Origin of the sequence: Mesorhizobium sp. M0659 (assembly GCF_040320605.1) — a bacterium.
Classification (GTDB): Bacteria; Pseudomonadota; Alphaproteobacteria; order Rhizobiales; family Rhizobiaceae; genus Mesorhizobium.
Window position 1 is genome coordinate 1 of sequence record NZ_JAMYPY010000034.1, and the last position, 22,168, is coordinate 22,168.

Here is a 22,168-nt window from a genome sequence, read left to right on the forward strand (position 1 = left end):
GGACGACCTGCGCGAGCACAAGAAGCTCGCTCTGCGCCAAGCCGCATGACCAGCATCATGGCCGCCCCATTTTGCAGAACTTGACGCACACAACCGAAACCGGCTGCTCACCCCACAAGGGGAGAAGGCAAGGAGCGCTACAGTTTCCCCAACAGCTCCGGCGTTGGCCAGCCGTCGACCGGCATGCCGAGCCGCATCTGTTCCTTGCGGATGGCTTCGCGGGTGTTGGTGCCCAGAATGCCGTCGACGGTGCCGACGTCATAGCCCCTGGCTTCGAGCTTGGTCTGCAATTCCTTCATCTGGTCGCCATTGAGCCCGGTTTCGGGATTGCGCGGGTCGAACTGCTTTGCCCCGGCCAGCCGGCTGGCGAAGTTGGCGGCGGTCAGCGCGTAGGTGAAGGACTGGTTCCATTCGAGATAGACGTCGAAATTGTCGTAGGCGAGGAAGGCCGGACCTTTGCGGCCCATCGGCAGCGCCAGGCCGGCCTTCAGGCCATTGTCGATCAGCGGCGTGCCATCGGGATTGGTGACGCCCCAGGCGGCCCATTGCGACAGCGGCAGCTTGTTGGTGCGGCCGGTCTGCTCCCAAGGCATGTCCTCGGGCACGCGCACTTCCTCGATCCAGGGCTGGTCGCGTTTCCAGCCGCGCGACAGCACCTTGTTGGCCGTGGTCATGATCACGTCGGGCACACTGCGCCTGAGATCGACGATGCCGTCGCCATCGCCGTCGACGCCGCGCGCGAGATAGTCGGAAGGCAGGATCTGCGTCTGGCCGATCTCGCCGGCCCAGGCGCCGGTGACGTCGGCCGGAACGACGCCGCGATCGATCAGCGTCAACAGCGGCACCAGTTGCGGCCGAAACAGCTGCGGCCGGCGGCAGTCGTGCGACAGCGTCACCAATGCGCTCAGCGTGTGGAAATCGCCCTGTACGGCGCCGAAATCGGTCTCCAGCCCCCAGAAGGCGGTGATGATCGGCGCCTGGACACCGAACTGCTGGTCGGCGCGCGCAAAGATTTCGGCGTATTTCTTCAGATTGGCCGCGCCCTGCTTCAGCCGGTAGGCCGAGATCATGCGGTTGGAGAACTGGATGAAGGTCTGGGCGAAGACGCCCTGGGCGCGGTCACGCGCCAGCACCCTGTCGTCGACGGTGGCGGCTTCCAGTGCGTCAAGGCCGACAGCGCCGACACCGGCCGCCTTGGCTTCCGCCGCCACGCCTTGCTTCCAGGCTTCGAAGTCGCCGCCGCATTCCTGCGCCCCCGCCGGCATCGCCGTAGCGCCGAGCAGCAGGCCCGCGAGCAGCCCGGAGCGCAATCGGCTCCTCGACTGTTTCCGGCGTGGATATCCCAGTGGTTGCAGGTAGGTGCGCATGGGACGTCGAAAAGCAGGCGGCAGAGCCGGTGTCAACGGGTGTTCTGCCGCAGCCACTTTTTCCAGGCTGCCTCAGTGCCGTTGAAGACGTTGATATCGGACTTGCCGGTCATGCCGGGAACGATACCGGTTCCGGTGTATTGCCAGAAGGTGAAGGGGTGGCTGCCGTACTTTTGGCGGGGGTGGCCGGCCACCGAGCGCAGCCAGTAGGGATAGTCGCGGAACGTCGAAAGGTCGTTATCGTCGAAGAAGTCGACCGAGGTGTAGATGATCGGCTTCTTGCCATAGTGCCGCTCGATCATCTCGAGAAAGGTGGTCATTTCGGCCCGCACCGTCGCCGAATCCGGGCGCAGCCGGCAGGTCGGCGATTGCGGGTTCCACTCCATGTCGAGCACCGGCGGCATGGCCGAGCGGTCGACGGGCACGTTCTGGATGAACCAGCGCGCCTGGGTGGCGGCAGGCGTGCAGAAATAGAAGAAATGGTAGGCCGCGCGCGGAATGCCATTGGCCTTGGTGCGCGACCAATGCTCGTTGAAATACTCGTCGAAACGGTCGCCGCCCTCGGTCGCCTTGATGAAGGCAAAGGAGATGCCGCTGGCCTTGGCCGTCGGCCAGTCGACCGAGGTCTGGTATTTGGAGACGTCGGTGCCGTGAACGGCATAGTTCCAAGGCGCGCCGCTATCCCATTCATGCGGCTTGGAATCTTCGAAACGCGGTGCGCGCACGGCAACCGTCGGGCTGCTGGATGGCGACATCGAGGGCACGAGATCGCCGGCGGTCGAGCAGGCGGCCAGCAGCGTCAACGTGATGAGGGCCGCGAAACGGCGCATCGCATTTCCCGAGCCGGAATCAGCCGGTCGCTGTTGGGTTGTCGTTGCAGGTGCCCCTCAGGCGATCGCCCCACAGCATCGCCTGATACGTTATTTTCGTGCATGTCGTTGTTCCAAAACCGCTGAGCACTTTTGGGCGACATGCACCAGTGATCGCCGATCATGGTTGATAACAGGTTGACGGCGCTCGACAAGAACACCGATTTTGCGGAAGCAATGGCGGCAAATCGATGACATAAATCGGGCCGCAAGCCACGGGCAGCGGAAAAGCAGGGGCGGAAAGATGCGGATCGCCGTGAAGATCATCAAATGGCTGCTCGGCCTGGTCGTTCTGGCGGTTGCCGCCCTGTTTGCCTGGCTCTACGTCGCGCCGCCCGACCTGATCCGCGTCGGTTCCGGCTATTCCGCCAAGATTGTCTGCTCGAATGTTTTTATCGCCGGCCGTGATCCCAATGAGGTGCTGGCCATCGACGTGCAGGCGCCCGGCCATCCGCTGCTCAGGTTGATGAAGGTGTCGGTCGACAAGAACAGGGGGACCGTCTCGGCCGGGCTGCTTGGCTTCCTCGGCAAGAGCGTTGCCGTTGCGCGCGCCGGCCTGGGTTGCGCCTCGGTTCCCGATGGCGACGTCCGCAAGGCACGGCGCACGTCAATCCCTGCCGAGGCGTCGGCGGCCACCAAGGGCGATCTGTGGCCCGAGGGAGATCGAGTCGATGCCTCGCAAAATCCCGAAATCAACAAGATCCTCGACGGTGCGGCGATGACCGGCATCGGCATGCGCGCCGTGGTGGTGGTCAAAAATGGCCGCATTGTTGCGGAGCGTTATGGCGACGGCTTTTCGGCGAAAACGCCGCTGCTGGGCTGGTCGATGACCAAGACAGTCAACGCCGCGCTCGTCGGCACGCTGGTCAAGGACGGCAAGATGGCGGTGACCAATCAGGGCCTGTTCGGCTCATGGAAGGCGGACGGCCGCGCCGCCATCAGCCTTGCCGATATGATGGCGATGTCGAGCGGACTCGAGTTCAACGAGGATTATGGCGACGTTGCCGATGTGACGCGCATGCTCTACCTCGAACCGGATATGGCGGGCTTCGCCGAGGCCAAGCCGCTGACCGGCGACGTCGGCAAGGTCTTTTCCTATTCGAGCGGCACGGCGGTGATGCTGTCGCGGCTGTGGCAGGATGCTATCGGCGACAAGGACAAGGCGCTGATGTGGCCAAGGGCAGCGCTGTTCGGGCCGCTCGGCATGCAAAGCGCGGTGCTCGAAACCGACGAGGAGGGTACCTTTGTCGGCTCATCCTACCTCTATGCCACGGGGCATGACTGGGCGCGGTTCGGCCAATTCCTGCTGCAGGGCGGCGTCTGGAACGGCAACCAGATCCTGCCGGCCGGTTTCGTCGACTGGATGCGCGAACCGGCACCGGCCTCGAAAGTCTACGGCAAGGGGCAACTTTGGATCGAAGCCCCGGGGGACGAAGGAAATCCCGGCGCCGGCGTCGCCGCCGGCCTGCCCAACGATACCTACTGGATGGAGGGCCATGACGGCCAGACGGTCGCCATCATCCCGTCGGAGCAACTGGTGGTGGTGCGGCTGGGGTTGACGCCGGCCAAGCTCGGCTACCGGCCGCAGGTGATGGTCGGCGCGCTGATGAAGGCACTGCGCTAGCTCCCTTTACCCTCCCCTTGATGGGGAGGGTCGGCGCGTAGCGCCGGGGCGGGTGCCTGGCCACCGGCGCCTTCGGCGCGACCTCCCCCATCGAGGGGGAGGTAAGAGTGCGCGATCTTGACGACCGCCAGCCAGGCATAGCCGCGATAAAGCGCGCGGAAACAGAAGCTTGCGCCGGTTCGCCGAGATTCCGATTCCAAGACTTCGCGCAATGATTCACGTGGCGTGACATGGAATTTCTTGAGCCAGCCGCGCAGCAATGTCCGGAACCAGTTGGGCAAGCCTTCCTGCTGGCCGAAATCGACGACATGCAGCGAGCCGCCGGGCGCGAGTGCCGCAAGGGCTGCCGAAACCGTCTTTTCCCAACCGGGGATCATCGACAGCGAATAGGACACGAAGATGCGGTCGAAGCGCTCGACGCCGAACAGCGTCTTGGCGTCGAAATCGGTGGCGTCGCCGCGCGCCAGCACGGCGCGGCCGGACAGGCCGTCGCGGCCGATCGCCTTGCTCGCCGTCTCCAGCATCTCGGCCGAGATGTCGAGCCCGTAGAGGCGGGCGTCGGGATAGCGGCGGGCGGCAAGCGCGATGTTGCGGCCGGTGCCGCAGCCAAGTTCGAGCACTCTGCCATTCGCCGGCACATCCAGCCCGGATATCATCTGGTCGCGGCCAAGCAGATAGTATTTGCGGGTCAGGTCGTAGATATGGCGTTGCCAGCGATAGACGCCGTCCATCAGTTCGGCATGGTCGGCCGGCAGCTCGCTCGCGCTCACGCCGCGCGCTTCACATAGAGGTGGAAGCCGCCATAGATGGCCGAGCGGTCGCGGGCCAAACAGTCGCGCGAGGCCTCGTCCTCGTAGGTCCACTGGTCGAGCAGCGAGATCGAGACGCGGCCCGGCAGCAGGCTGGGCTCGGCGGCGGTACGGAAGATGACTCGGGCGCCGACCGAGGCGGTGCGGGTGATCTCCGACCAAAGGGCATTGAGCTGGTCGTTCGTCATCCAGTCCTGCGCGTCGAGCAGGACGAAACTGTCGACGGTGCCTGCGTCCTTGCCGGCCAGAAATTCGATCAGATTGGCGTGGTGGATGCCGACGCGATCGACATTGTTGCGGATCGCCTTGTAGTTGGCCTCTTCTAGATAGGCGGGCAGGGCGGCCTCACCCGGATTGGGATAGCGACGGGCGAAGGCTTGCCAAGCGAAGTAGTTGTTCTTCAGCGGAAAATCGCAAGCGAGCTTTTCCAGCCGGGCCTTCAGCACGCTAGCCATCGAACCATCGCCCGAGGTGATCAGCGAATCGTACTGCGCCGGCGGAATGCCGAGGCCGAACAGCGAAGCCTTGCGCGAGGTAGCCCAGCGCAACAGCTTCTTGTCGAAGACCGGCGCCAGCTCTTCGGTGAAGAAGCGGCGCTGGTCGGCGAGGCTCTTCGACGCCATGAGACCGGCGGGATCGACGCCGAAGAATTTGGCGATGCGGTGGCCCATGGCGATGAACAGGCCGAGCAGGCCGGTCTGGTAGAAATTGCGGTCGAAGACGGTGATGCGCCGGCGGCCGCGCCAGCTGCGACGCTCCCAATAGTGGCGGCTGACCGGGTCGAGATGCGGCGCGATGAAGCGGTCATAGGCTTGCGAATTGTGGTTGGTGTCGGCGGCGCCGAAGAAACGGAACAGATCGCCCTGCGAGGGCAGATGCCGCACCGCCTCCAGCTTCATCCGGTTCAAGGCGATGTGGGCGGCGTTGAGGTCGACCGCATCGACGCGTTCAGGCGAGCGGGTGAGGTAGGCGAGGATGTTGCAGCCGCCCGACGCTATGGTGACGAGGCGGTGGCCCTGGCCAAGCTGCATGGCCTCCATGTCGACTTCAGGGTCTTCCCAGATCTGCGGATAGACAAGGCCGGAAAACAGCAGCGCAAACAGTCGTTCGGAAAGGCCGGCCTGCGAAAGCGGGCGGTTCTGGTAGACGGCTTTTCCAACTTCCTTGCCGCGGCGAAAAACGAGATCCGAGGAGACGTCCGTCATGGCAAAGTGATTCCCCATTTGCTTTGCCGCAAGCGGGTAACTCAGGGGCATGACAGGCGGGTGACAGCCTGTTGACGCGAGTTCAGGCCTTGCCAAATCCCCCCGGTGTCGGCGTCGTCAGGATAACGGCGTCGCCGGCGTCGAGCACGGTCTGGTCGCAGGCCTTCAGCGTCTCGACGCTGCCGTCCTGGCGGCGGACCTTGGTCGAGCCGACCTCGCCGTCACCGCCGCCGTCGAGGCCTTGCGGCGGGCGGTTGCGGTGCGAGGACAGGATGGCGCATTCCATCTTTTCGAGGAAGCGGATGGTGCGCCTGGTGCCGTCGCCGGCGCTCCATTTGCCCTTGCCGCCGGAACCTTCGCGGATGTGGAAATCCTCGAGCATGACGGGAAAGCGCAGTTCCAGCACCTCCGGATCGGTGAGGCGCGAATTGGTCATGTGGGTGTGGACGCCGGATGTGCCGGCAAAGCCGCGGCCGGAGTTCATCCGGCCTGCCGGCGAACCGGAGCAGATGGTCTCGTAATACTGGTACTGCTTGTTGCCGAAGGTCAGGTTGTTCATCGTCCCTTGCGCATTGGCCATGGCACCCATGGCGCCGAACAGGGCGTTGGTGACATGCTGCGAGGTCTCGACATTGCCGGCCACGACCGCGGCGGGGTAGGCGGGCTTCAGCATCGAGCCGTCGGGGATGATGATGTTGATCGGCCGCAGGCAGCCGGCATTCATCGGGATCATGTCCTCGACCATGACACGGAAGGCGTAGAGCACGGCTGCGCGGGCGACGGGCTCGGGCGCATTGAAATTGTTCTTCTCGACCTTCGAGGTGCCGGTGAAGTCCACGGTCGCCTCGCGCTTTTGCCGATCGACGGTAATCTTCACCTTGATCACCTGGCCGGTGTCGGTCGGGTATTCGTACTCAGAACTATCGGGCAGCCGCTCCAGCACGCGGCGCACGCTTTCGGCAGCGTTGTCCTGGACATGGCCCATATAGGCTTCGACGACGTCGAGGCCGAAATGTGTGACCATCTTGCGCAATTCCGCCACGCCCTTTTCGTTCGCGGCGATCTGCGCCTTGAGGTCGGCGATGTTCTGGTGCGGGTTGCGGGCGGGGTAGGGGTGGTCGGTGAGCAGCGTTTGCAACTCCGTCTCGCGGAATTTTCCACGATCGACAACGCGGAAATTGTCGAACAGCACGCCTTCCTCGTCGACCGTGGTGGCAAGCGGCGTCATCGAGCCGGGGGCAGTGCCGCCGATATCGGCATGATGGCCGCGTGAGGCTACGTAGAAGATTACTTCCTCCCCCCTTGAGGGGGAGGTGGCGGCGGAGCCGCCGGAGGGGGTCGTTGCGGCAGTGCTCGACGCTCTTGTGGTGCCTTCTGAGAGAACCCCACCCGGCCGCTGCGCGGCCACCCTCCCCTCGAGGGGGAGGGAAAACACCGGCGTCACCACGGTGATATCAGGCAAATGCGTGCCGCCATTGTAAGGGGCGTTCAGCGCAAAGACGTCGCCGGGATGGATGTCGCCGGAGTTCAGCCTGATGACGGTTTCGACCGAGCGGTCCATGGAGCCGAGATGCACCGGCATGTGCGGCGCGTTGGCGACCAGCGCGCCATGGCGGTCGAAGACGGCGCAGGAAAAGTCCAGCCTTTCCTTGATGTTGACGGAATAGGCGGTGTTCTGCAGGGTGACGCCCATCTGCTCGGCGATCGACATGAAGAGGTTGTTGAAGACCTCCAGCATCACCGGATCGGCTTCGGTGCCGAGGGCAGCCGTGCGCACTTTCCGTTCCGTGCGGCGGATGACGACGTGATTGACATCAGTGATTTCGGCCTGCCAGCCCGGCTCGACGACGATGGTCTGGTTCGGCTCGATGATCAAAGCGGGGCCCGGGACCAGATTGGATGGGCGCAGGTTTTCGCGGCGATGGATGCCGGCTTCATGCCAACGTCCCTCGGTATAGATGCGCCGCGTTCCGGACGCACCGGCTTCAACCCTTGCCGGTCCGGCGGGCGCAACGGCTTCGGCCGTGGTCTCGACGATCTCGGCGCCTTCCACGCCAACGGTCTCGACGATCATCGGCTTGTCGTCATAGACGAACCCGAACTGCGCCTTGTGGGCCACTTCGAAATCGCGCCTGGCCTGGAAGATCGAGTCGCCTTCGAAATTCACCGGCAGCGTGGTGTCCGTGCCGTCATAGCGGATGTGCAGCACCGGCTTTGCCGCAATCTTGTCCTCGGCGATGCCTTGCGCTGCCAATTCGGCGATGACGGCTTTTTTCAACGTGCCGATGAGGCTGCCGATCTCGGTCCTGGATTCTTCGGCAAGCGGCTTCAGGAGTGCCTGCTGGCGTGACGCGAAAACCGACGACAGGCCGATACCATAGGCTGAGAGCAGACCGGAAAAGGGGTGGATCAGTACCGCCTGCATCCCGAGCGCGTCGGCAACCAGGCAGGCATGCTGGCCGCCAGCGCCGCCAAAACAGTTCAAGAGATATTCGGTGACATCGTAGCCGCGCTGCACGGAGATCTTCTTGATGGCATTGGCCATGTTTTCCACCGCGATGGTAACGAACCCTTCGGCGACGGCTTCCGGCGTGCGGCCATCGCCGATTTCGGCGGCGAGCGCCGCGAATTTTTTATGCACGGCGGCGACGTCCAGCGGCTGGTCCTGGCCTGGGCCGAAAATTGCCGGGAAGAAATCGGGCTGCAGCTTGCCCAGCATGACATTGGCGTCGGTGACGGCAAGCGGGCCGCCGCGCCGGTAGGCGGCGGGGCCGGGATTGGCGCCGGCGGAATCCGGCCCGGCGCGGAAGCGGCCGGCTTCGTAATGCAGGATCGAGCCGCCGCCGGCAGCGACGGTATGGATGCGCATCATCGGCGCACGGATGCGCACGCCGGCAACCTCGGTGTCGAAAGCGCGCTCATACTCGCCGTCAAAATGGGCGACATCGGTGGAGGTGCCGCCCATGTCGAAGCCGATGACTTTCTCGAAACCGGCGAGTTTCGCCGTTTCGACCATGCCGACGACACCGCCGGCCGGGCCGGACAGCAGCGCGTCCTTGCCCTGAAACATGTCGGCGGCGGTGAGCCCGCCCGACGACATCATGAACATCAGGCGAGGGTTTTCCCTCCCCCTCGAGGGGAGGGTGCCGGCGGAGCCGCCGGGTGGGGTTGGATCGACCGGGCTCAGCGCATTGGCGGTGCCTTCCGAGAGGACCCCCTCTGTCGGCTTTGCCGACTGCCCTTCGCTATGGCTCCGGGCGTTCGTCGCTGAAAAAGCCAAATCGTTGGCTTTTTCTCGGCCTTTGGCCGACCGCTCCTCACCCCCCACAAGTGGGGAGATTGGCGTCGCGCCCAGTTCTCCCGCCACCCTTTGCACATAGCGCGACAGGATCGGCGACAGATAGGCATCGACCACGGTGGTGTCGCCGCGGCCGACCAGCTTGATCAGCGGCGAGACCTCATGGCTGACCGAGACTTGGCTGAACCCGATCTTGCGGCAGACTTTCGCCACCGCCTTCTCGTGGTCGGGATATTTCCAGGCATGCATGAAGACGATGGCCACCGCATCGATGCCGTCAGCCTTCGCCTGTTCGATGGCGGGGCGGCAGGCGGTGATGTCGAGCAAGCGCTCGACCTCGCCATTGGCGCGCACGCGTTCGTCGATCTCGATGACCCGCTCGTAGAGCTGTTCCGGAAGGATGATCTCCTTGGCGAAGATGTCCGGCCGGGCCTGATAGGCGATTTTCAGCGCATCGCGAAAGCCCTTGGTGATGAGCAAAAGCACACGGTCGCCCTTGCGCTCCAGCAGCGCATTCGTGGCAACGGTGGTACCCATCTTGACGTCACCGACCAGGCCCGGAGGAATAGCGGTGCCGGATTTCAGCCCCAGAAGCTCGCGGATGCCGGCTATGGCCGCGTCGGGATAGGCTTCGGGATTTTCCGACAGGAATTTCCTGGGATGCAAACCCCCTTGCGGATCACGTCCGATCACGTCGGTGAAGGTGCCGCCGCGGTCGATCCAAAAATCCCATTTCTTGTCCACGCAGAACTCCGGCATTGCATTTGGGTCCAGACTGTTAGTTCGGCATCGCCCGGCCCGCAATCGATAGTGCGCGGATGTTACATCAGGAAACGCAACGTTACGAAACTCATGGCCGTTTGATGCATTTTGCCTCCGACCGTTCACCGCAACGTGAGCGTGTGTTGAAGGAGAGATGTCATGAAAAAGCTCATTCTTGCTTCCGTTTCCGCCCTGGCCCTGTTCGGCGTTGCCGCCTGCAGCGACAGCGGTACGGATAACACCACCACCCAGAGCACCAATCCGCCAGCCGCCGAGCCCATGAAGCCGGCGACGCCGGATGCACCGAAGCCTGCAGAACCGGCTCCGGCAACACCTGCTCCTGCCCCCGCGCAGTAGCAGCAGTCTCGGTCACTTTGACGTGACGAGAGAGGAGGCCGGCTTCGCGCCGGCCTTCCTGCGTTTAGGTCGATTCGGGGCTCAAGGGCCTTGAACCGGCTCTTTCCTACGGTTTGGGATCTGGCGCGTCGGTTGCTTGCGTAAATTCGATCCACTCTGCGGCGCTGTCTTGGCTTGATAGCAATGGCCGGCGGCCCTAATAAGCGCTCATGTCGATTTGGGATCGCCTCGGCGACTTCATCACCCGCGTTTCATCTTCAGCCACGTCCGGCGTAGCCGATGTGGTCGAGGCCGTGCGCACGGTTTTCTCCGGTGACGCTGATCTGCGCCGGCGTGTCGCCTTCTCTGTGGCGATGATTGCGCTGTCAGCCAAGATGGCCAAGGCCGATGGCATCGTCACCCAGGACGAGGTTCGCGCGTTCCAGGAAATATTCGAGGTGCCGCGAGAACAGACCCGCAATGTGGCGCGGCTTTACGATCTGGCCAAGCGCGACGTCGCCGGGTTCGAGACCTATGCCGAGAGTATGGCGCAGATGTGCGGCTCGGGCCATTCGAACTGCGTCATGCTGGAAGACATACTCGACGGTCTGTTCCATATCGCCAAGGCGGATGGGCTGGTGCATGAGCGCGAAGGCGTTTTCCTGCACCGTATTGCCGAGATTTTTCGCATCGACGAGGTGCACTACGAGGCCATCATGGCCAGGCACGTCAATCTCGGCGCCGGCGATCCCTATATCGTGCTCGGCATTGAGCGCGGCAAACCGTTCGAGGAGGTCAGGAAGCGGTACCGCAAGCTGGTCTCCGACAATCATCCGGACCGGCTGATCGCGCGCGGCCTGCCGCAGGAATTCATCAAGATTGCAACGACCAGGGTCGCGGCGATCAACGCGGCCTATGAAATGATCGAGCGGGGCCTCAGGCACGCATGAGCGGCTTCCCGCCCGACGAGCCAAGCGCGGAGGTCAGGGTATCGCCGAATTTCGGCCCGCGGCGCGAAACGCTCAGGCCCGACATGATCGTGCTGCACTATACCGGCATGGCGACGGGTGCTGCCGCGGAAGCCTGGTTATGCGACCCCGCAAGCGAAGTCTCGTCGCACTACCTCGTCCATGAGGATGGCCGCATTATCCAGATGGTGCGCGAAAGCGACCGCGCCTGGCACGCCGGTGCAAGTTCCTGGTTCGGGCGTCGCGACATCAACTCCTGTTCGGTCGGCATCGAAATCGTCAATCCCGGCCATTCGCTCGGCTATTCGGCCTTTCCCAAGCGGCAGGTGGAAGCGGTGATCGGGCTTTGCCTTGGTGTCATCGAACGCCATTCCATTACGGCGCAAAGGGTGCTTGCCCATTCCGACATCGCGCCGGGGCGCAAGATCGACCCGGGCGAGAAATTCCCCTGGAAGGCGCTGTTTGCGGCCGGGGTCGGCCATCTCGTGCCTGCGGCGCCGGTCCGGCGCGGCGCGGTGCTGAAAGCCGGCGATACCGGCGCCGAGGTCGAGGCACTGCAGTCGATGCTGGCGCTCTATGGCTATGGCGTCGAGATATCAGGTGTCTTCGACCGCCAGACCGAAATCGTCGTCGAAGCTTTTCAACGGCATTTCCGACCACGCCTGGTGGATGGCGTCGCCGACGGCTCTACGTCTAGCACGCTGCAAAGCCTGCTGACTTCCCTTAGGTCAGTTGCGTCTAAATAATCTTTTCCTGATATTCAAGTTACAGCCTGTCACTGAAAGTGAATTGCCTCGCCTTGTTCGACACAAATTCCGCCCTCAAAGGCAGTTCGTGCAAGTTATCGGACCTCCAGCCCCCCGGATGCTCCGATATTGATTAGGCGTTGCTGCGTGAAGATCTTCGCGCGGCCAAACAGAACGGGACCACATGCAGAAATTGACCGTTGTAACGGCAGCTATTGCTGCCGGCGTAATGACTTTTACCTTCAGCACGGCCGATGCCGCACCACTGAGCCAGAGGGCAGACCAGGGCTTCATCGCCGCACCCGCCAAGGCCACCATGACGAAAGCAAACCCGAAAGCAAAAAGAGCAACCACCGCGAATGTGCGCAAAGCAGCCGCGGTGAAGGCCAGAAAAGCCACGGCCAAGAGGCATTTTAAGCGCAACAGGAAGAGCGTCGACCTGACGACGACCGCATCGATCCGCCCAAGCACCGCTGCGGAGTCGACTGCGGCAGCCGCGCTTGGCGGCCAGTATTCGGCAATCATTGCCCGCTATGCTGCGGCCGAAGGCGTGCCGGTGTCGCTGGCCCAGGCGGTCATCAAGATCGAGAGCAACTACCGGCCGAACATCGTCGGCGGCGCGGGTGAAATCGGCCTGATGCAGATCAAGCCGGCAACGGCGCGGATGATGGGTTATAGCGGCTCCGCCAAGGGTCTGTTCGATCCCGACACCAACATCAAATACGGCATGAAGTACCTTGCCATGGCGCGCAATCTCGGCGGCGGCACCACCTGCGGCACGATCCTGAAATACAATGCCGGCCATGCCGCGACGAGGATGAACCCGGTGTCGGCGGCCTATTGCGGCAAGGTCAAGGTGCAGTTGGCGGCATTGGGATCGCCGGCATAAGTCTGCTTTTTCATTTGCGTTTTGGAACGTGAACCCCTTTATACGCTCTGCCAGCTGGCCGGGCGGCCGCACCCGCAAAGCCGAAAGGCTGCGGGTGAGGAAAGTCCGGGCTCCATGGAAACACGGTGCCGGTTAATGGCCGGCGGGGGCGACCCCAGGGAAAGTGCCACAGAAAGCAAACCGCCACGATTTATCGGGGCAAGGGTGAAAGGGTGGGGTAAGAGCCCACCGCGCGACTGGCAACAGGAGCGGCACGGTAAACCCCACCAGGAGCAAAACCGAATAGGGACGGTGCGAGGGGAAACCTTCGAGGGCTGTTTCCGGCTCACCGTCCGGGTAGGTTGCGTGAGGCGCATGGCAACATGCGCCCAAGATGAATGGCCGCCACGTTCTCGCCCCGAAAGGGGCGAGGGCCATACAAAACCCGGCTTACAGGCCAGCTGGCAATTTTCTCCCCCATATCGCGATTAATCCTTTGGATCAGCAGTCTGCGCCTTCGGGCGCAGCTGGCGATTCAGGTGCTTGAGCGATTGAATCAAGTACGCATGCTGGGGTCGAGACAAACGCATCCTTGAAGCTGGTACGATTTAATCGTACCATGATTGTCATGGTTTGATCAGGAGCGCATCATGGGTCACGTCGACAAACGCAGCATCACGCTTTCGCCGGAACTGGCGGCGGCGGTCGACGATGTCGTGGCCGCCGGCGAATATGCCTCGGCCAGCGAAGTCATCCGTGATGCGCTGCGGCAATGGAAAGACCGCCGCGATCTTCTCGGCTACACGGTCGAGGAATTGCGCAGGCTGGTTCAGGAGGGGATCGACAGCGGACCGGCGGTGGACGGCCAGCCCTTCATGGACCGGCTGCGAGCCAAATATCACAGGATGTCGGAAGCTGCAGGCTCGGAAGAGTGAAATATCGGCTGCTTCCTCAGGCGATATCAGATGTCGAAGGCATCGGTGACTACATTGCGGAACATAGCCCAAAGGGAGCCATGCGCCTTGTGGACGCTTTGGAGAGGCGCTGGACACTGCTCACCTTGCACCCGTTCTCAGGTGCGCCGCGCGATGATATCGCGCCCGGCATTCGTCATCTGATCGTCGGCGAATATGTCACTCTGTATCGCATGGGCGAAGACGCGATCGAGATCGTCCGCGTTTTGCACGGCAGGCGCGATATTGGCGCCGACGACTTGGTGACCTAATCCACCAGTTCAGACGCCGATCTTGTCCAGCGATGCCTCGATCGCCTGCCAGAGTTCTTCCACCGGCTCGCAGCCCACCGACAGGCGCACGAAGCCGGGCGGAACCGAATCTCCTCGCTTGGCCCGCCGCTCGGCGGAGGTGTGGACACCCCCGAACGACGTTGCCGCCTGCATCAGCGTGCAGTTGTTGATGAAATCCTCGGCCTTCTCCTGGGAAGCGAGTTCGAAGGACACGAGGAAGCCGAAGCGCTCCATCTGCGCCCGGGCGAGGTTGTGCGACGGGTCGCCCTCCAGCCCGGGGTAGCGCAAGCCGCTAACGGCGCGATGGTCTTTCAGGCGCTTCACGATCACCTCGGCAGAAGAACACATGCGGTCGAAGCGTACGTCCAGCGTCTCCAGGCCGCGATGCACCAGCCAAGCCTCGAACGGGCCGGGAATGCCGCCCGCGGTCTCGCGCCAGCCGGTGACGGCCGCGATGATGTCTGGGTTGCGGCTGGCGACGTGGCCGAACAGTACGTCGGAATGCCCGTTGGCCGCCTTGGTGTCGGCAGCAACGACGATGTCGGCGCCGAGATCGAGCGGACGCTGGCCGAACGGCGTCATCGTGGTGTTGTCGACGACGACGATCGCGCCCGCTTGGTGCGCGGCCTCGGCGACCGCTGTGATGTCGCAAATGTCCAATCGCGGATTTGACGGGGTTTCAACGTAGACAAGGCGGTAGCCGTCGAAGCCGCCGTCGAGGAATGTAGCTGTCGGCCGCAGATCATAGGCGACGCCGAAGGGCTTGAGGAAACGTTCGGCCAGCGCGCGTGTGGCATGGTAGCCGTCCGAAGGCAAAAGCACGCGGTCGCCGGATTTCAACAGGCCGAAAAACACCGCCGAGATTGCCGCCATTCCTGAAGGGAAGCCGACGCATGGCGCGTCTTCGAGATGCGCCAGCATGTGCTCGACTGCATCCCAGGTGGCGTTGCTGTAACGGCCGTACTGACTGTAGCCGGCGCCGTCGCCCGGGTTGTGGAAAATAGCGGCCATGGTCAGCGGCAATGGGATGGGGTCGCCTTTGGCAAGTCCGTCGCGACGCAGATGGGCAAGGGAGGCCGCGCGGGACCTGGCTGTTTCAGACATGGATTTCTGACCTTGTTGCTCAGCGAAAAGACTGACCACGCTATTCGCGGCAGTGATGCGCGGCAAGCCGCTTCCGCTTGGGCCAGCCCGCTCTAAACGGTTCGTTAGGCTTAATGGGAGATAAAGACGGGAGTGTTGTCAGAGCTGCTCTCACCGGTTGTGGCGCGCGCGTTTGTGAAGCCTGTTCCCGTTGACGCCCATAGTGCCCCATGATATCCCATTTCGATACCAAAGCCTTCGTTCCGCGTCAGGGTAAAGCGTACGCCAATCGGGCAGCCGCGGCGGCTGTGCGTTTGCGGGGTTTTGCCGCTGGGATCGAAGCGGATTTTCGGCAGGGGACGCGCTTCGGCGCGGACGAAAACATGGAGAGGGGTGCGGCGGCGGAAGCGGCTGCAGCGTGTCATGGACCGGTTTCTGTCAAGCGCGGTGAACAGGATCGATGCGAAGGGGCGGGTCTCCGTTCCGGCGCATTTCCGCGCGGTCGTGCAGAAGCGCGGCTATTCCGAACTCTATGCGCTGCGCGGCCTGGACGTGCCTGCGATGGATGTCGGCGGGCTCGATCTGCTCGACCGCTACGAGCAGCGCATCGCGCTGGAAGACCCTTTTTTGCAGACGGCGGACGATATGTCGTTCTTCTGCCATGGCGACGGGACGTTCCTGAAGCTCGATCAGGATGGCCGCATCACGATGAGCGATTTCATCCGCGAGCATACGGGCATCACGAGCGAAGTGGCCTTTGTCGGCCGTGGCAATTTCTTTCAAGTTTGGGAGCCTGGACGGCTGGCCGCCTATGGGGCGCAGGCGCGCGCTCGGCTTTTGCAGCTTCGGCAGGGGACGAAGGCTCACGAGGCCAAGGCTGGGGAGCGGCCGGAATGATGGCGGATCACGGCGATGATCTCAGCGCCGTTGGCGGACCGGTCCGCCACATTCCGGTCCTCCTCGCCGAAGTGCTGGAGGCGCTCTCGCCCAAAGCCGGCGATGTGATCGTCGACGGCACGTTTGGCGCCGGCGGCTACACCAAGGCGATCCTGGCGAGCGGCGCCTCGGTGGTGGCGATCGATCGCGATCCCGATGCGATTGCCGCCGGGCGCGGCCTGGAACAGCAATCCGGCGGCAGGATAAGGCTGGTGCAGGCGCCATTTTCGACGCTGGACGAGCAGGTCGAAAGCGCCGACGGCGTTGTCCTCGACATCGGCGTTTCCTCCATGCAGGTCGACCAGCCCGAGCGCGGCTTTTCGTTCCGCACCGACGGGCCGCTCGACATGCGCATGGCGCAGGCGGGCTTGAGTGCTGCCGACGTCGTCAATTCGTTCAAGATAGGCGACCTTGCCCGCATCTTCGGCTTCCTCGGCGAAGAGCGGCATGCCGGGCGCATCGCCCGCATGATCGAGTCACGCCGCGAAAAACGTCCGTTCGAGCGCACGCTCGATCTCGCCGACGCCATCGAAACGCATATCGGCCGCGCGCCGAAGGACAAGATTCATCCGGCCACCCGCGTCTTCCAGGCGCTGCGCATTTTCGTCAATGACGAGCTGGGCGAATTGGCCAAAGCCCTAATGGCATCCGAGCGGGTATTGAAGCCCGGCGGGCGGCTTGCGGTGGTGACGTTCCATTCGCTGGAAGACCGCATCGTCAAGCGCTTCATCGCCGACCGCGCCGACGTCGCCACCGGCTCACGTCATTTGCCCGAGGCGCACGCGCGCACTGCGACCTTCCGCAAGGCTGGTGGCGGCGTGACGGCAGGCGATGCCGAGGTCGCTGCCAATCCGCGGGCGCGCTCGGCCAGGCTGCGTACCGCCATCCGCACCGAGGCGCCGGCGCGCGCCGGTGATCTCACCATTTTCGGCCTTCCAAAGCTTCCCGGCATCCAGGCGCCGCGAGAGAGGTGAATACGTGTTTCGAACCAGCGACATAGTCCTGATCGCCGTCATGGTCTCGGCCGCGGCCCTGACCTACAAGGCCAAGCGCGAGGCCGAGGAACAGCTGGCTTCGGTGCAGAAGATCGAGGCGCAGATCCGCTATGAGGAGGACACGATCGACCTGCTCAAGGCCGACTGGAGCCTGCTGACCCAGCCGTCGCGCCTGCAGAAGCTGGCTGAAATCTACAAATCGCAGCTCGCACTCGAGCCGGTCAATGCGCGGCAGATCGTCGGGCTCGACGACCTGCCGGCAAAACCGCTCAACATCGAGGACCTGTCGTCGCAACGGCTTGGCGGCATGGCCGACAATTCCGGCAAAGGACCAGCCGACAAGGATCCCGTGGTCACCGGAGCCATCGTCCAATGATCGCTGGATTTCCAATGCGCGCCAAACTTCCGTCGGTCGGCAAATTGCTGAAGCGCCGCGCACGGACCGGCGAGGACGGCTCCATCGTGGTCGAAGGCGCGCGCAAGGCGACCGGCGGCAAGGCCAAGACCCGCATCGTGATGACGATGGCGGTGTTCTTCGGCATCTATTCGACCATCGCCGGGCGGCTGGTCTATCTCGGTTTCCAGTCCCCCGACATGTCGAATGGGCCGCAAAGCCGGGTGACGGCGTCGCGTCCCGACATCGTCGACCGCAACGGCGAGGTGCTGGCGACCGACATCAAGACGGCATCGCTGTTTGCCGAGCCGCGCCGCATCGTCGATGCCGACGAGGCGATCGAAAAGCTGTCGACCATTCTGCCAGATATCGACCCCGAGCAGACCTATCACAAGCTGAAGAGCGGCGCCGGCTTCGTCTGGCTGCAGCGGCAGCTGACGCCCAAGCAGCAGGCCGACATCATGCAGCTCGGCATTCCCGGAATCGGCTTTCGCACCGAAAAGCGCCGCTTCTATCCGGCCGGCGTGACCTCGTCCTACATTGTCGGCCTCACCAACATCGACAATCAGGGCATCTCCGGCATGGAGAAATACATTGACGAGCAGGGCTTAAGCGACCTGCAGGCCTCAGGCCTTGCGATCGCCAAGGATCTGAAGCCGGTTCAGCTGTCGATCGACCTGCGCGTCCAGCATGTGGTGCGCGACGAGATTGCCGCCGGCCTCGAGCGCTATCGGGCCATGGGCGCCGGCGCCGTCGTGCTCAACATCAAGACCGGCGAAGTGGTGGCGATGGCCTCGGTGCCGGATTTCGATCCGAACAATCCCTTCAATGCGCAGGACAAGGATCGGCTGAACCGCATGTCGGCCGGCCTCTACGAGATGGGCTCGACCTTCAAGAGCTTCACCTCGGCCATGGCGCTCGATTCCGGCAAGGCGAACATGAACAGCCGTTTCGACGCCTCGCACCCAATCCGGGTCGGCCATCAGGCGATCCACGATTTCCATGGCAAGAACCGCGTGTTGTCATTGCCGGAGGTGTTCCTTTACTCCTCCAATATCGGATCGGCCCGTGAGGCCGAAATGGTCGGCATCGAAGGGCACCGCGAGTTCCTGCATCGCCTTGGCCTTCTGGACAGGATGCAGACCGAACTGCCTGAAGTCGCCCGCCCGACCGAACCGAAGGTCTGGAAGCAGGTCAACTCCTTCACCATCGCCTTCGGCCATGGCGTGTCGACGACGCCGCTGCAGGCGGCCGTCGGCTGCGCGGCGCTGATGCAGGGCTATTTGATCCCGCCGACTTTCCTGGTCCGCAGCGAGCAGGATGCCATGGCGGTGGCCAAGAGAGTGGTCAGCGAAAGGACTGTGGAGGGCATGCGCTACCTCTATACGCTCAATGCCGAGAAGGGCTCGGCCAGAAACGCCAGGGCCCCCGGCTACCGCGTTGGCGGCAAGACCGGAACCGCCGAGAAGGTGATCAATGGCCGCTACTCGAAGGAACTGAATTTCAACACCTTCGTCGCCGCCTTCCCGATGGACGATCCGCAGTATCTGGTGTTTACGATCGCCGACGCTCCGCACCCGGAAAAGCCCGGAATGACCGACGTTGCCGCCAACAATGCGGGTGTCATGGCCGGAAACATCATCAGGCGGGCAGCCGCCATGCTTGGCGTGAAGCCAGATTTCAGCCATGAAAATGGCGCAACGCTGGTTTCCTATCAGTGATTCTTAGGGCGCGCCGGCAACTGCGCGCCATTTTGTTGAGATAAACGGGGTTCGATGCACCTGAGAGATTTAGCCGGTATCCTGCCTGTCGAGGGAACATCTTCCCGCGATGTGGAGGTAACCGGGATTTCGTCGGATTCCCGCACGGTCAAGACCGGCGTGGTCTTTTTCGCGCTCGCCGGCAGCAAGGCGGATGGTTTGGCCTATGCCGCCGATGCGGCAAAGCGCGGCGCAGCGGCGGTTGTCGTTGGCAACGCCAGCGCCGTTTCCGGCCTGTCCGTCCCGGTGCTCAGCGTCGACGACCCACGCCTGGCGCTGGCGCTGAGCGCGGCACGTTTCTTCGGCAGCCAGCCGGAGACCATGGTCGCGGTTACCGGCACCGCAGGCAAGACCTCGGTCGCCGCCTTCACCAGGCAGATCTGGGAGCAGGCCGGCTTTGCCGCCGCGTCCATTGGCACCACCGGCGTGGTGGCGCCGGGCCGCAACGACTACGGTTCGTTGACCACACCCGATCCAGTGGCTTTGCACCAGTTGCTCAAGGAATTGGCGGAGGCCGGCGTCACCCACGCCTCGATGGAGGCTTCCAGCCATGGTCTCGACCAGCGCCGCCTTGATGGCGTCAAGCTCGCCGCGGGCGGTTTCACCAATCTCGGCCGCGACCATATGGACTATCATCCGACGGTCGAGGACTACCATCGCGCCAAATTGCGCCTGTTCGACACGCTGCTGCCGAAAGGCGCGCCGGCGGTCATCTTTGCCGACGATCCGTGGTCGGCGCCGACCATCCAGGCTGCGCAGGCCGCGGGGCTCAAGGTGCTGACTGTCGGCCGCCATGGCGATTTCCTGCGCCTGAAGCGGGTCGAGCACGAGCGCCACCGCCAGCGCGCCGAGGTCGAAGCCGACGGCGTGCTCTACGAGATCGACCTGCCGCTCGCCGGCGACTTCCAGATCGCCAATGCCCTGGTTTCGGCAGGGCTGGCCATTTCCACTGGAACGCCGGTCGCCAAAGCTTTGATGGCATTGGAGAAACTCCAGGGTGCGCCGGGACGGCTCGACCTGGTCGGCGCCACCGCCAATGGCGCGCCCGTCTATGTCGACTATGCCCACAAGCCGGATGCGCTGGAAAATGTGCTGGCCGCCGTGCGCCCGTTCACCACCGGGCGCGTCATCGTCGTGTTCGGCTGCGGCGGCGACCGCGACCGGGGCAAGCGGCCGATCATGGGCGGAATCGCCACGCGGCTCGCCGATGTCGTCATCGTCACCGACGACAATCCGCGCTCGGAAGTGCCGGAAAAGATCCGTGCCGCGATCCTGGCAGCCGCACCCGGCGCCATTGAAATCGGCGACCGCCGCAAGGCGATCCACGAAGCGGTCGCCATGCTGAAAGCGGGCGATACGCTGATCGTTGCCGGCAAGGGCCATGAAGAGGGCCAGACCATCGGCGCCGAGACTTTTCCGTTCTCCGACCACGAAGAAGTCCGGTCGGCGCTGCGGGAGCGGGCCGCATGAGCGTGCTCTGGACTTCCGACGCGCTGGTCGACGCCATGGGCGGTCGGCCGCTCGGGCCGATGCCGGAGGGAATTTCGGGGATCTCGATCGACAGCCGCAGCCTGCAGCCGGGCGACGCCTTCTTCGCCATCAAGGGCGAGGCGATGGACGGCCATGACTTCGCGACCGCGGCGATCAAGGCCGGCGCCGGCGTTCTGGTCGTCGCCGAGGGCAAATTGCCGTCGCTTGGGCGGCTGACGGCGCCGATGATCGTCGTGCAGGATGTGCTGGCAGCACTGGAGAAACTCGGTGTTGCCGCCCGCGCCCGTTCCAGCGCAAAAATCATCGCGGTGACCGGATCGGCCGGCAAGACCACCACCAAGGAGGCGCTGCGTCATGTGCTGTCGGCCGTCGGCACGGTGCATGCTTCGGCGCAGTCCTTCAACAATCATTGGGGCGTGCCGCTGACGCTGGCGCGCATGCCCGGCGATTGCGACTATGCGGTGTTCGAGATCGGCATGAACCATCCCGGCGAGATCCGGCCGTTGGTCAAGATGGTCCGGCCACATGTGGCCATCGTCACGATGATCGCCGCCGCGCATCTCGGCTTCTTTAGAAATCTCGACGAGATCGCCAAGGCCAAGGCCGAGATTTTTGAAGGCATCGAGCCCGGCGGTGCGGCCTTGCTCAACCGCGACGATGCGCGCTGGAAGCTGCTCGACAAGATGGCGCGAGCCGCCGGCGTCGAACATGTCTTTGGCTTCGGCGAGAATGCACGGTCGACCTACAAGCTGACCAAATGCGAGCTGCATGCCGATCATTCCGACATCACCGCCAGGATCGGCGGGCAGGATGTGACGGCGCGCATCGGCGCGCCCGGCCGCCACATGGTACAGAACGTCCTGGCGGTGCTCGGCGCCGCGCATTTGGTTGAAGCCGACATCGGCAAGGTGGCCTTGGCACTGGCCGATCTGTCGGCCGAGCGTGGCCGTGGGAAGCGCCATATGCTTCGCCACCCCAAGGGACCGATCACACTGATCGACGAGAGCTACAACGCCAATCCGGCCTCGATGGCTGCTGCCATGGCGCTGCTCAACGCGACCCCTGTCACGGGCGAGGGCCGGCGCATCGCCGTGCTCGGCGACATGCTCGAGCTCGGCGACCATTCGGCCAAGCTCCATGCAGCCCTTGCCGAACTGATCGTCGGGACCGGCACGCACACGGTCTTTCTCGGCGGCCCGGAAATGCGGGCGCTGGCAGACATCCTGCCCGACGAGATCAAAACGGAATACCGCGCCGGCGCCGAGGAATTGAAGCCGCTGCTGTTGTCGACGCTGAAGGCCGGCGACGTGGTGATGATCAAATCGTCGAAAGGCATCGGCTTTTCAAAGCTGGTCGAGGCCTTGCTCGGCAAATATCCGGCGGAAGCCGCAGGCACGAAACAGAACTAGTC

General features: G+C 63.6%; 18 protein-coding genes, 1 other RNA gene and 1 pseudogene. 14 read left to right on the forward strand and 6 right to left on the reverse strand.

Features of this window, described 5'->3' with window-relative positions; translation table 11 throughout:
- Positions 1 to 137: 137 nt before the first annotated feature.
- Complete coding sequence (locus tag NKI31_RS29715) at positions 138 to 1,367, reverse strand: lytic murein transglycosylase (RefSeq protein WP_502899209.1); 1,230 nt, start codon at positions 1,365 to 1,367, stop codon at positions 138 to 140.
- A gap of 32 nt (positions 1,368 to 1,399) precedes the next feature.
- Complete coding sequence (locus NKI31_RS29720; protein WP_502899210.1) at positions 1,400 to 2,197, reverse strand: glycoside hydrolase family 25 protein; 798 nt, start codon at positions 2,195 to 2,197, stop codon at positions 1,400 to 1,402.
- Between the two features lie 283 nt (positions 2,198 to 2,480).
- On the opposite strand from NKI31_RS29720, the gene NKI31_RS29725 reads away from it, so the two are divergent.
- Positions 2,481 to 3,860 (forward strand): serine hydrolase domain-containing protein, encoded by a 1,380-nt coding sequence (locus tag NKI31_RS29725; RefSeq protein ID WP_352653254.1) that lies wholly within the window; start codon positions 2,481 to 2,483, stop codon positions 3,858 to 3,860.
- A 110-nt stretch (positions 3,861 to 3,970) separates the two neighbouring features.
- Here NKI31_RS29725 and NKI31_RS29730 read toward each other — a convergent pair.
- The 3 genes and pseudogenes from NKI31_RS29730 to NKI31_RS29740 form a co-directional block, all read right to left on the reverse strand.
- Positions 3,971 to 4,630: pseudogene (locus tag NKI31_RS29730) on the reverse strand (class I SAM-dependent methyltransferase); the annotation flags it as partial.
- The gene (locus NKI31_RS29735) at positions 4,627 to 5,925 is read right to left on the reverse strand and encodes a BtaA family protein (protein WP_352653255.1); all 1,299 of its coding nucleotides are present in this window, start codon (positions 5,923 to 5,925) and stop codon (positions 4,627 to 4,629) included. The pseudogene NKI31_RS29730 and the gene NKI31_RS29735, both read right to left, overlap by 4 nt.
- A gap of 31 nt (positions 5,926 to 5,956) precedes the next feature.
- Complete coding sequence (locus NKI31_RS29740; protein WP_352653256.1) at positions 5,957 to 9,916, reverse strand: hydantoinase B/oxoprolinase family protein; 3,960 nt, start codon at positions 9,914 to 9,916, stop codon at positions 5,957 to 5,959.
- Between the two features lie 177 nt (positions 9,917 to 10,093).
- Between NKI31_RS29740 and NKI31_RS29745 the strand changes: the two genes are divergently transcribed.
- The 7 genes from NKI31_RS29745 to NKI31_RS29775 all read left to right on the forward strand — a co-directional run bounded on the left by NKI31_RS29745 (position 10,094) and on the right by NKI31_RS29775 (position 14,077).
- Positions 10,094 to 10,291: a hypothetical protein gene (locus NKI31_RS29745; RefSeq protein ID WP_023668260.1), complete on the forward strand. Its 198-nt coding sequence runs from the start codon at positions 10,094 to 10,096 to the stop codon at positions 10,289 to 10,291.
- 209 nt (positions 10,292 to 10,500) lie between these two features.
- A complete protein-coding gene (locus NKI31_RS29750; protein WP_023725367.1) occupies positions 10,501 to 11,220 on the forward strand; it encodes a J domain-containing protein in 720 nt (239 codons plus the stop codon).
- Positions 11,217 to 11,984 (forward strand): N-acetylmuramoyl-L-alanine amidase, encoded by a 768-nt coding sequence (locus NKI31_RS29755; protein WP_023725366.1) that lies wholly within the window; start codon positions 11,217 to 11,219, stop codon positions 11,982 to 11,984. The genes NKI31_RS29750 and NKI31_RS29755 overlap by 4 nt, the downstream gene beginning before the upstream one ends.
- Before the next feature lie 184 nt (positions 11,985 to 12,168).
- Positions 12,169 to 12,873, forward strand: coding sequence for a lytic transglycosylase domain-containing protein (locus NKI31_RS29760; RefSeq protein WP_352653257.1), 705 nt, complete (start codon positions 12,169 to 12,171; stop codon positions 12,871 to 12,873).
- Positions 12,874 to 12,923: 50 nt separating this feature from the next.
- Positions 12,924 to 13,321, forward strand: an RNA gene (rnpB, locus tag NKI31_RS29765) — RNase P RNA component class A.
- Between the two features lie 181 nt (positions 13,322 to 13,502).
- Entirely contained in the window at positions 13,503 to 13,787 is a 285-nt protein-coding gene (locus tag NKI31_RS29770) for a type II toxin-antitoxin system ParD family antitoxin (RefSeq protein ID WP_023668264.1), read from the forward strand.
- Positions 13,784 to 14,077 (forward strand): type II toxin-antitoxin system RelE/ParE family toxin, encoded by a 294-nt coding sequence (locus NKI31_RS29775; RefSeq protein ID WP_023668265.1) that lies wholly within the window; start codon positions 13,784 to 13,786, stop codon positions 14,075 to 14,077. The genes NKI31_RS29770 and NKI31_RS29775 overlap by 4 nt, the downstream gene beginning before the upstream one ends.
- A gap of 9 nt (positions 14,078 to 14,086) precedes the next feature.
- On the opposite strand, the gene NKI31_RS29780 is transcribed toward NKI31_RS29775, so the two are convergent.
- Positions 14,087 to 15,202: a cystathionine gamma-lyase gene (locus NKI31_RS29780; RefSeq protein ID WP_352653258.1), complete on the reverse strand. Its 1,116-nt coding sequence runs from the start codon at positions 15,200 to 15,202 to the stop codon at positions 14,087 to 14,089.
- A gap of 402 nt (positions 15,203 to 15,604) precedes the next feature.
- Here NKI31_RS29780 and mraZ point away from each other — a divergent pair, with 402 nt between their 5' ends.
- From mraZ to NKI31_RS29810, 6 genes are read left to right on the forward strand one after another with little or no spacing between them, the layout of a single operon-like run.
- Positions 15,605 to 16,078: a division/cell wall cluster transcriptional repressor MraZ gene (gene mraZ, locus NKI31_RS29785; RefSeq protein WP_023682144.1), complete on the forward strand. Its 474-nt coding sequence runs from the start codon at positions 15,605 to 15,607 to the stop codon at positions 16,076 to 16,078.
- Entirely contained in the window at positions 16,075 to 17,091 is a 1,017-nt protein-coding gene (rsmH, locus tag NKI31_RS29790; RefSeq protein ID WP_352653259.1) for a 16S rRNA (cytosine(1402)-N(4))-methyltransferase RsmH, read from the forward strand. Before mraZ ends, rsmH begins: the two co-directional genes overlap by 4 nt.
- Positions 17,092 to 17,095: 4 nt before the next feature.
- Complete coding sequence (gene ftsL, locus NKI31_RS29795; RefSeq protein WP_023682142.1) at positions 17,096 to 17,488, forward strand: cell division protein FtsL; 393 nt, start codon at positions 17,096 to 17,098, stop codon at positions 17,486 to 17,488.
- 14 nt (positions 17,489 to 17,502) lie between these two features.
- Entirely contained in the window at positions 17,503 to 19,227 is a 1,725-nt protein-coding gene (locus NKI31_RS29800) for a peptidoglycan D,D-transpeptidase FtsI family protein (RefSeq protein WP_023829244.1), read from the forward strand.
- Positions 19,228 to 19,281: 54 nt separating this feature from the next.
- Positions 19,282 to 20,736 (forward strand): UDP-N-acetylmuramoyl-L-alanyl-D-glutamate--2,6-diaminopimelate ligase, encoded by a 1,455-nt coding sequence (locus tag NKI31_RS29805; protein WP_352653260.1) that lies wholly within the window; start codon positions 19,282 to 19,284, stop codon positions 20,734 to 20,736.
- Complete coding sequence (locus tag NKI31_RS29810; RefSeq protein WP_352653261.1) at positions 20,733 to 22,166, forward strand: UDP-N-acetylmuramoylalanyl-D-glutamyl-2,6-diaminopimelate--D-alanyl-D-alanine ligase; 1,434 nt, start codon at positions 20,733 to 20,735, stop codon at positions 22,164 to 22,166. Before NKI31_RS29805 ends, NKI31_RS29810 begins: the two co-directional genes overlap by 4 nt.
- The last annotated feature ends 2 nt before the right edge of the window (positions 22,167 to 22,168 follow it).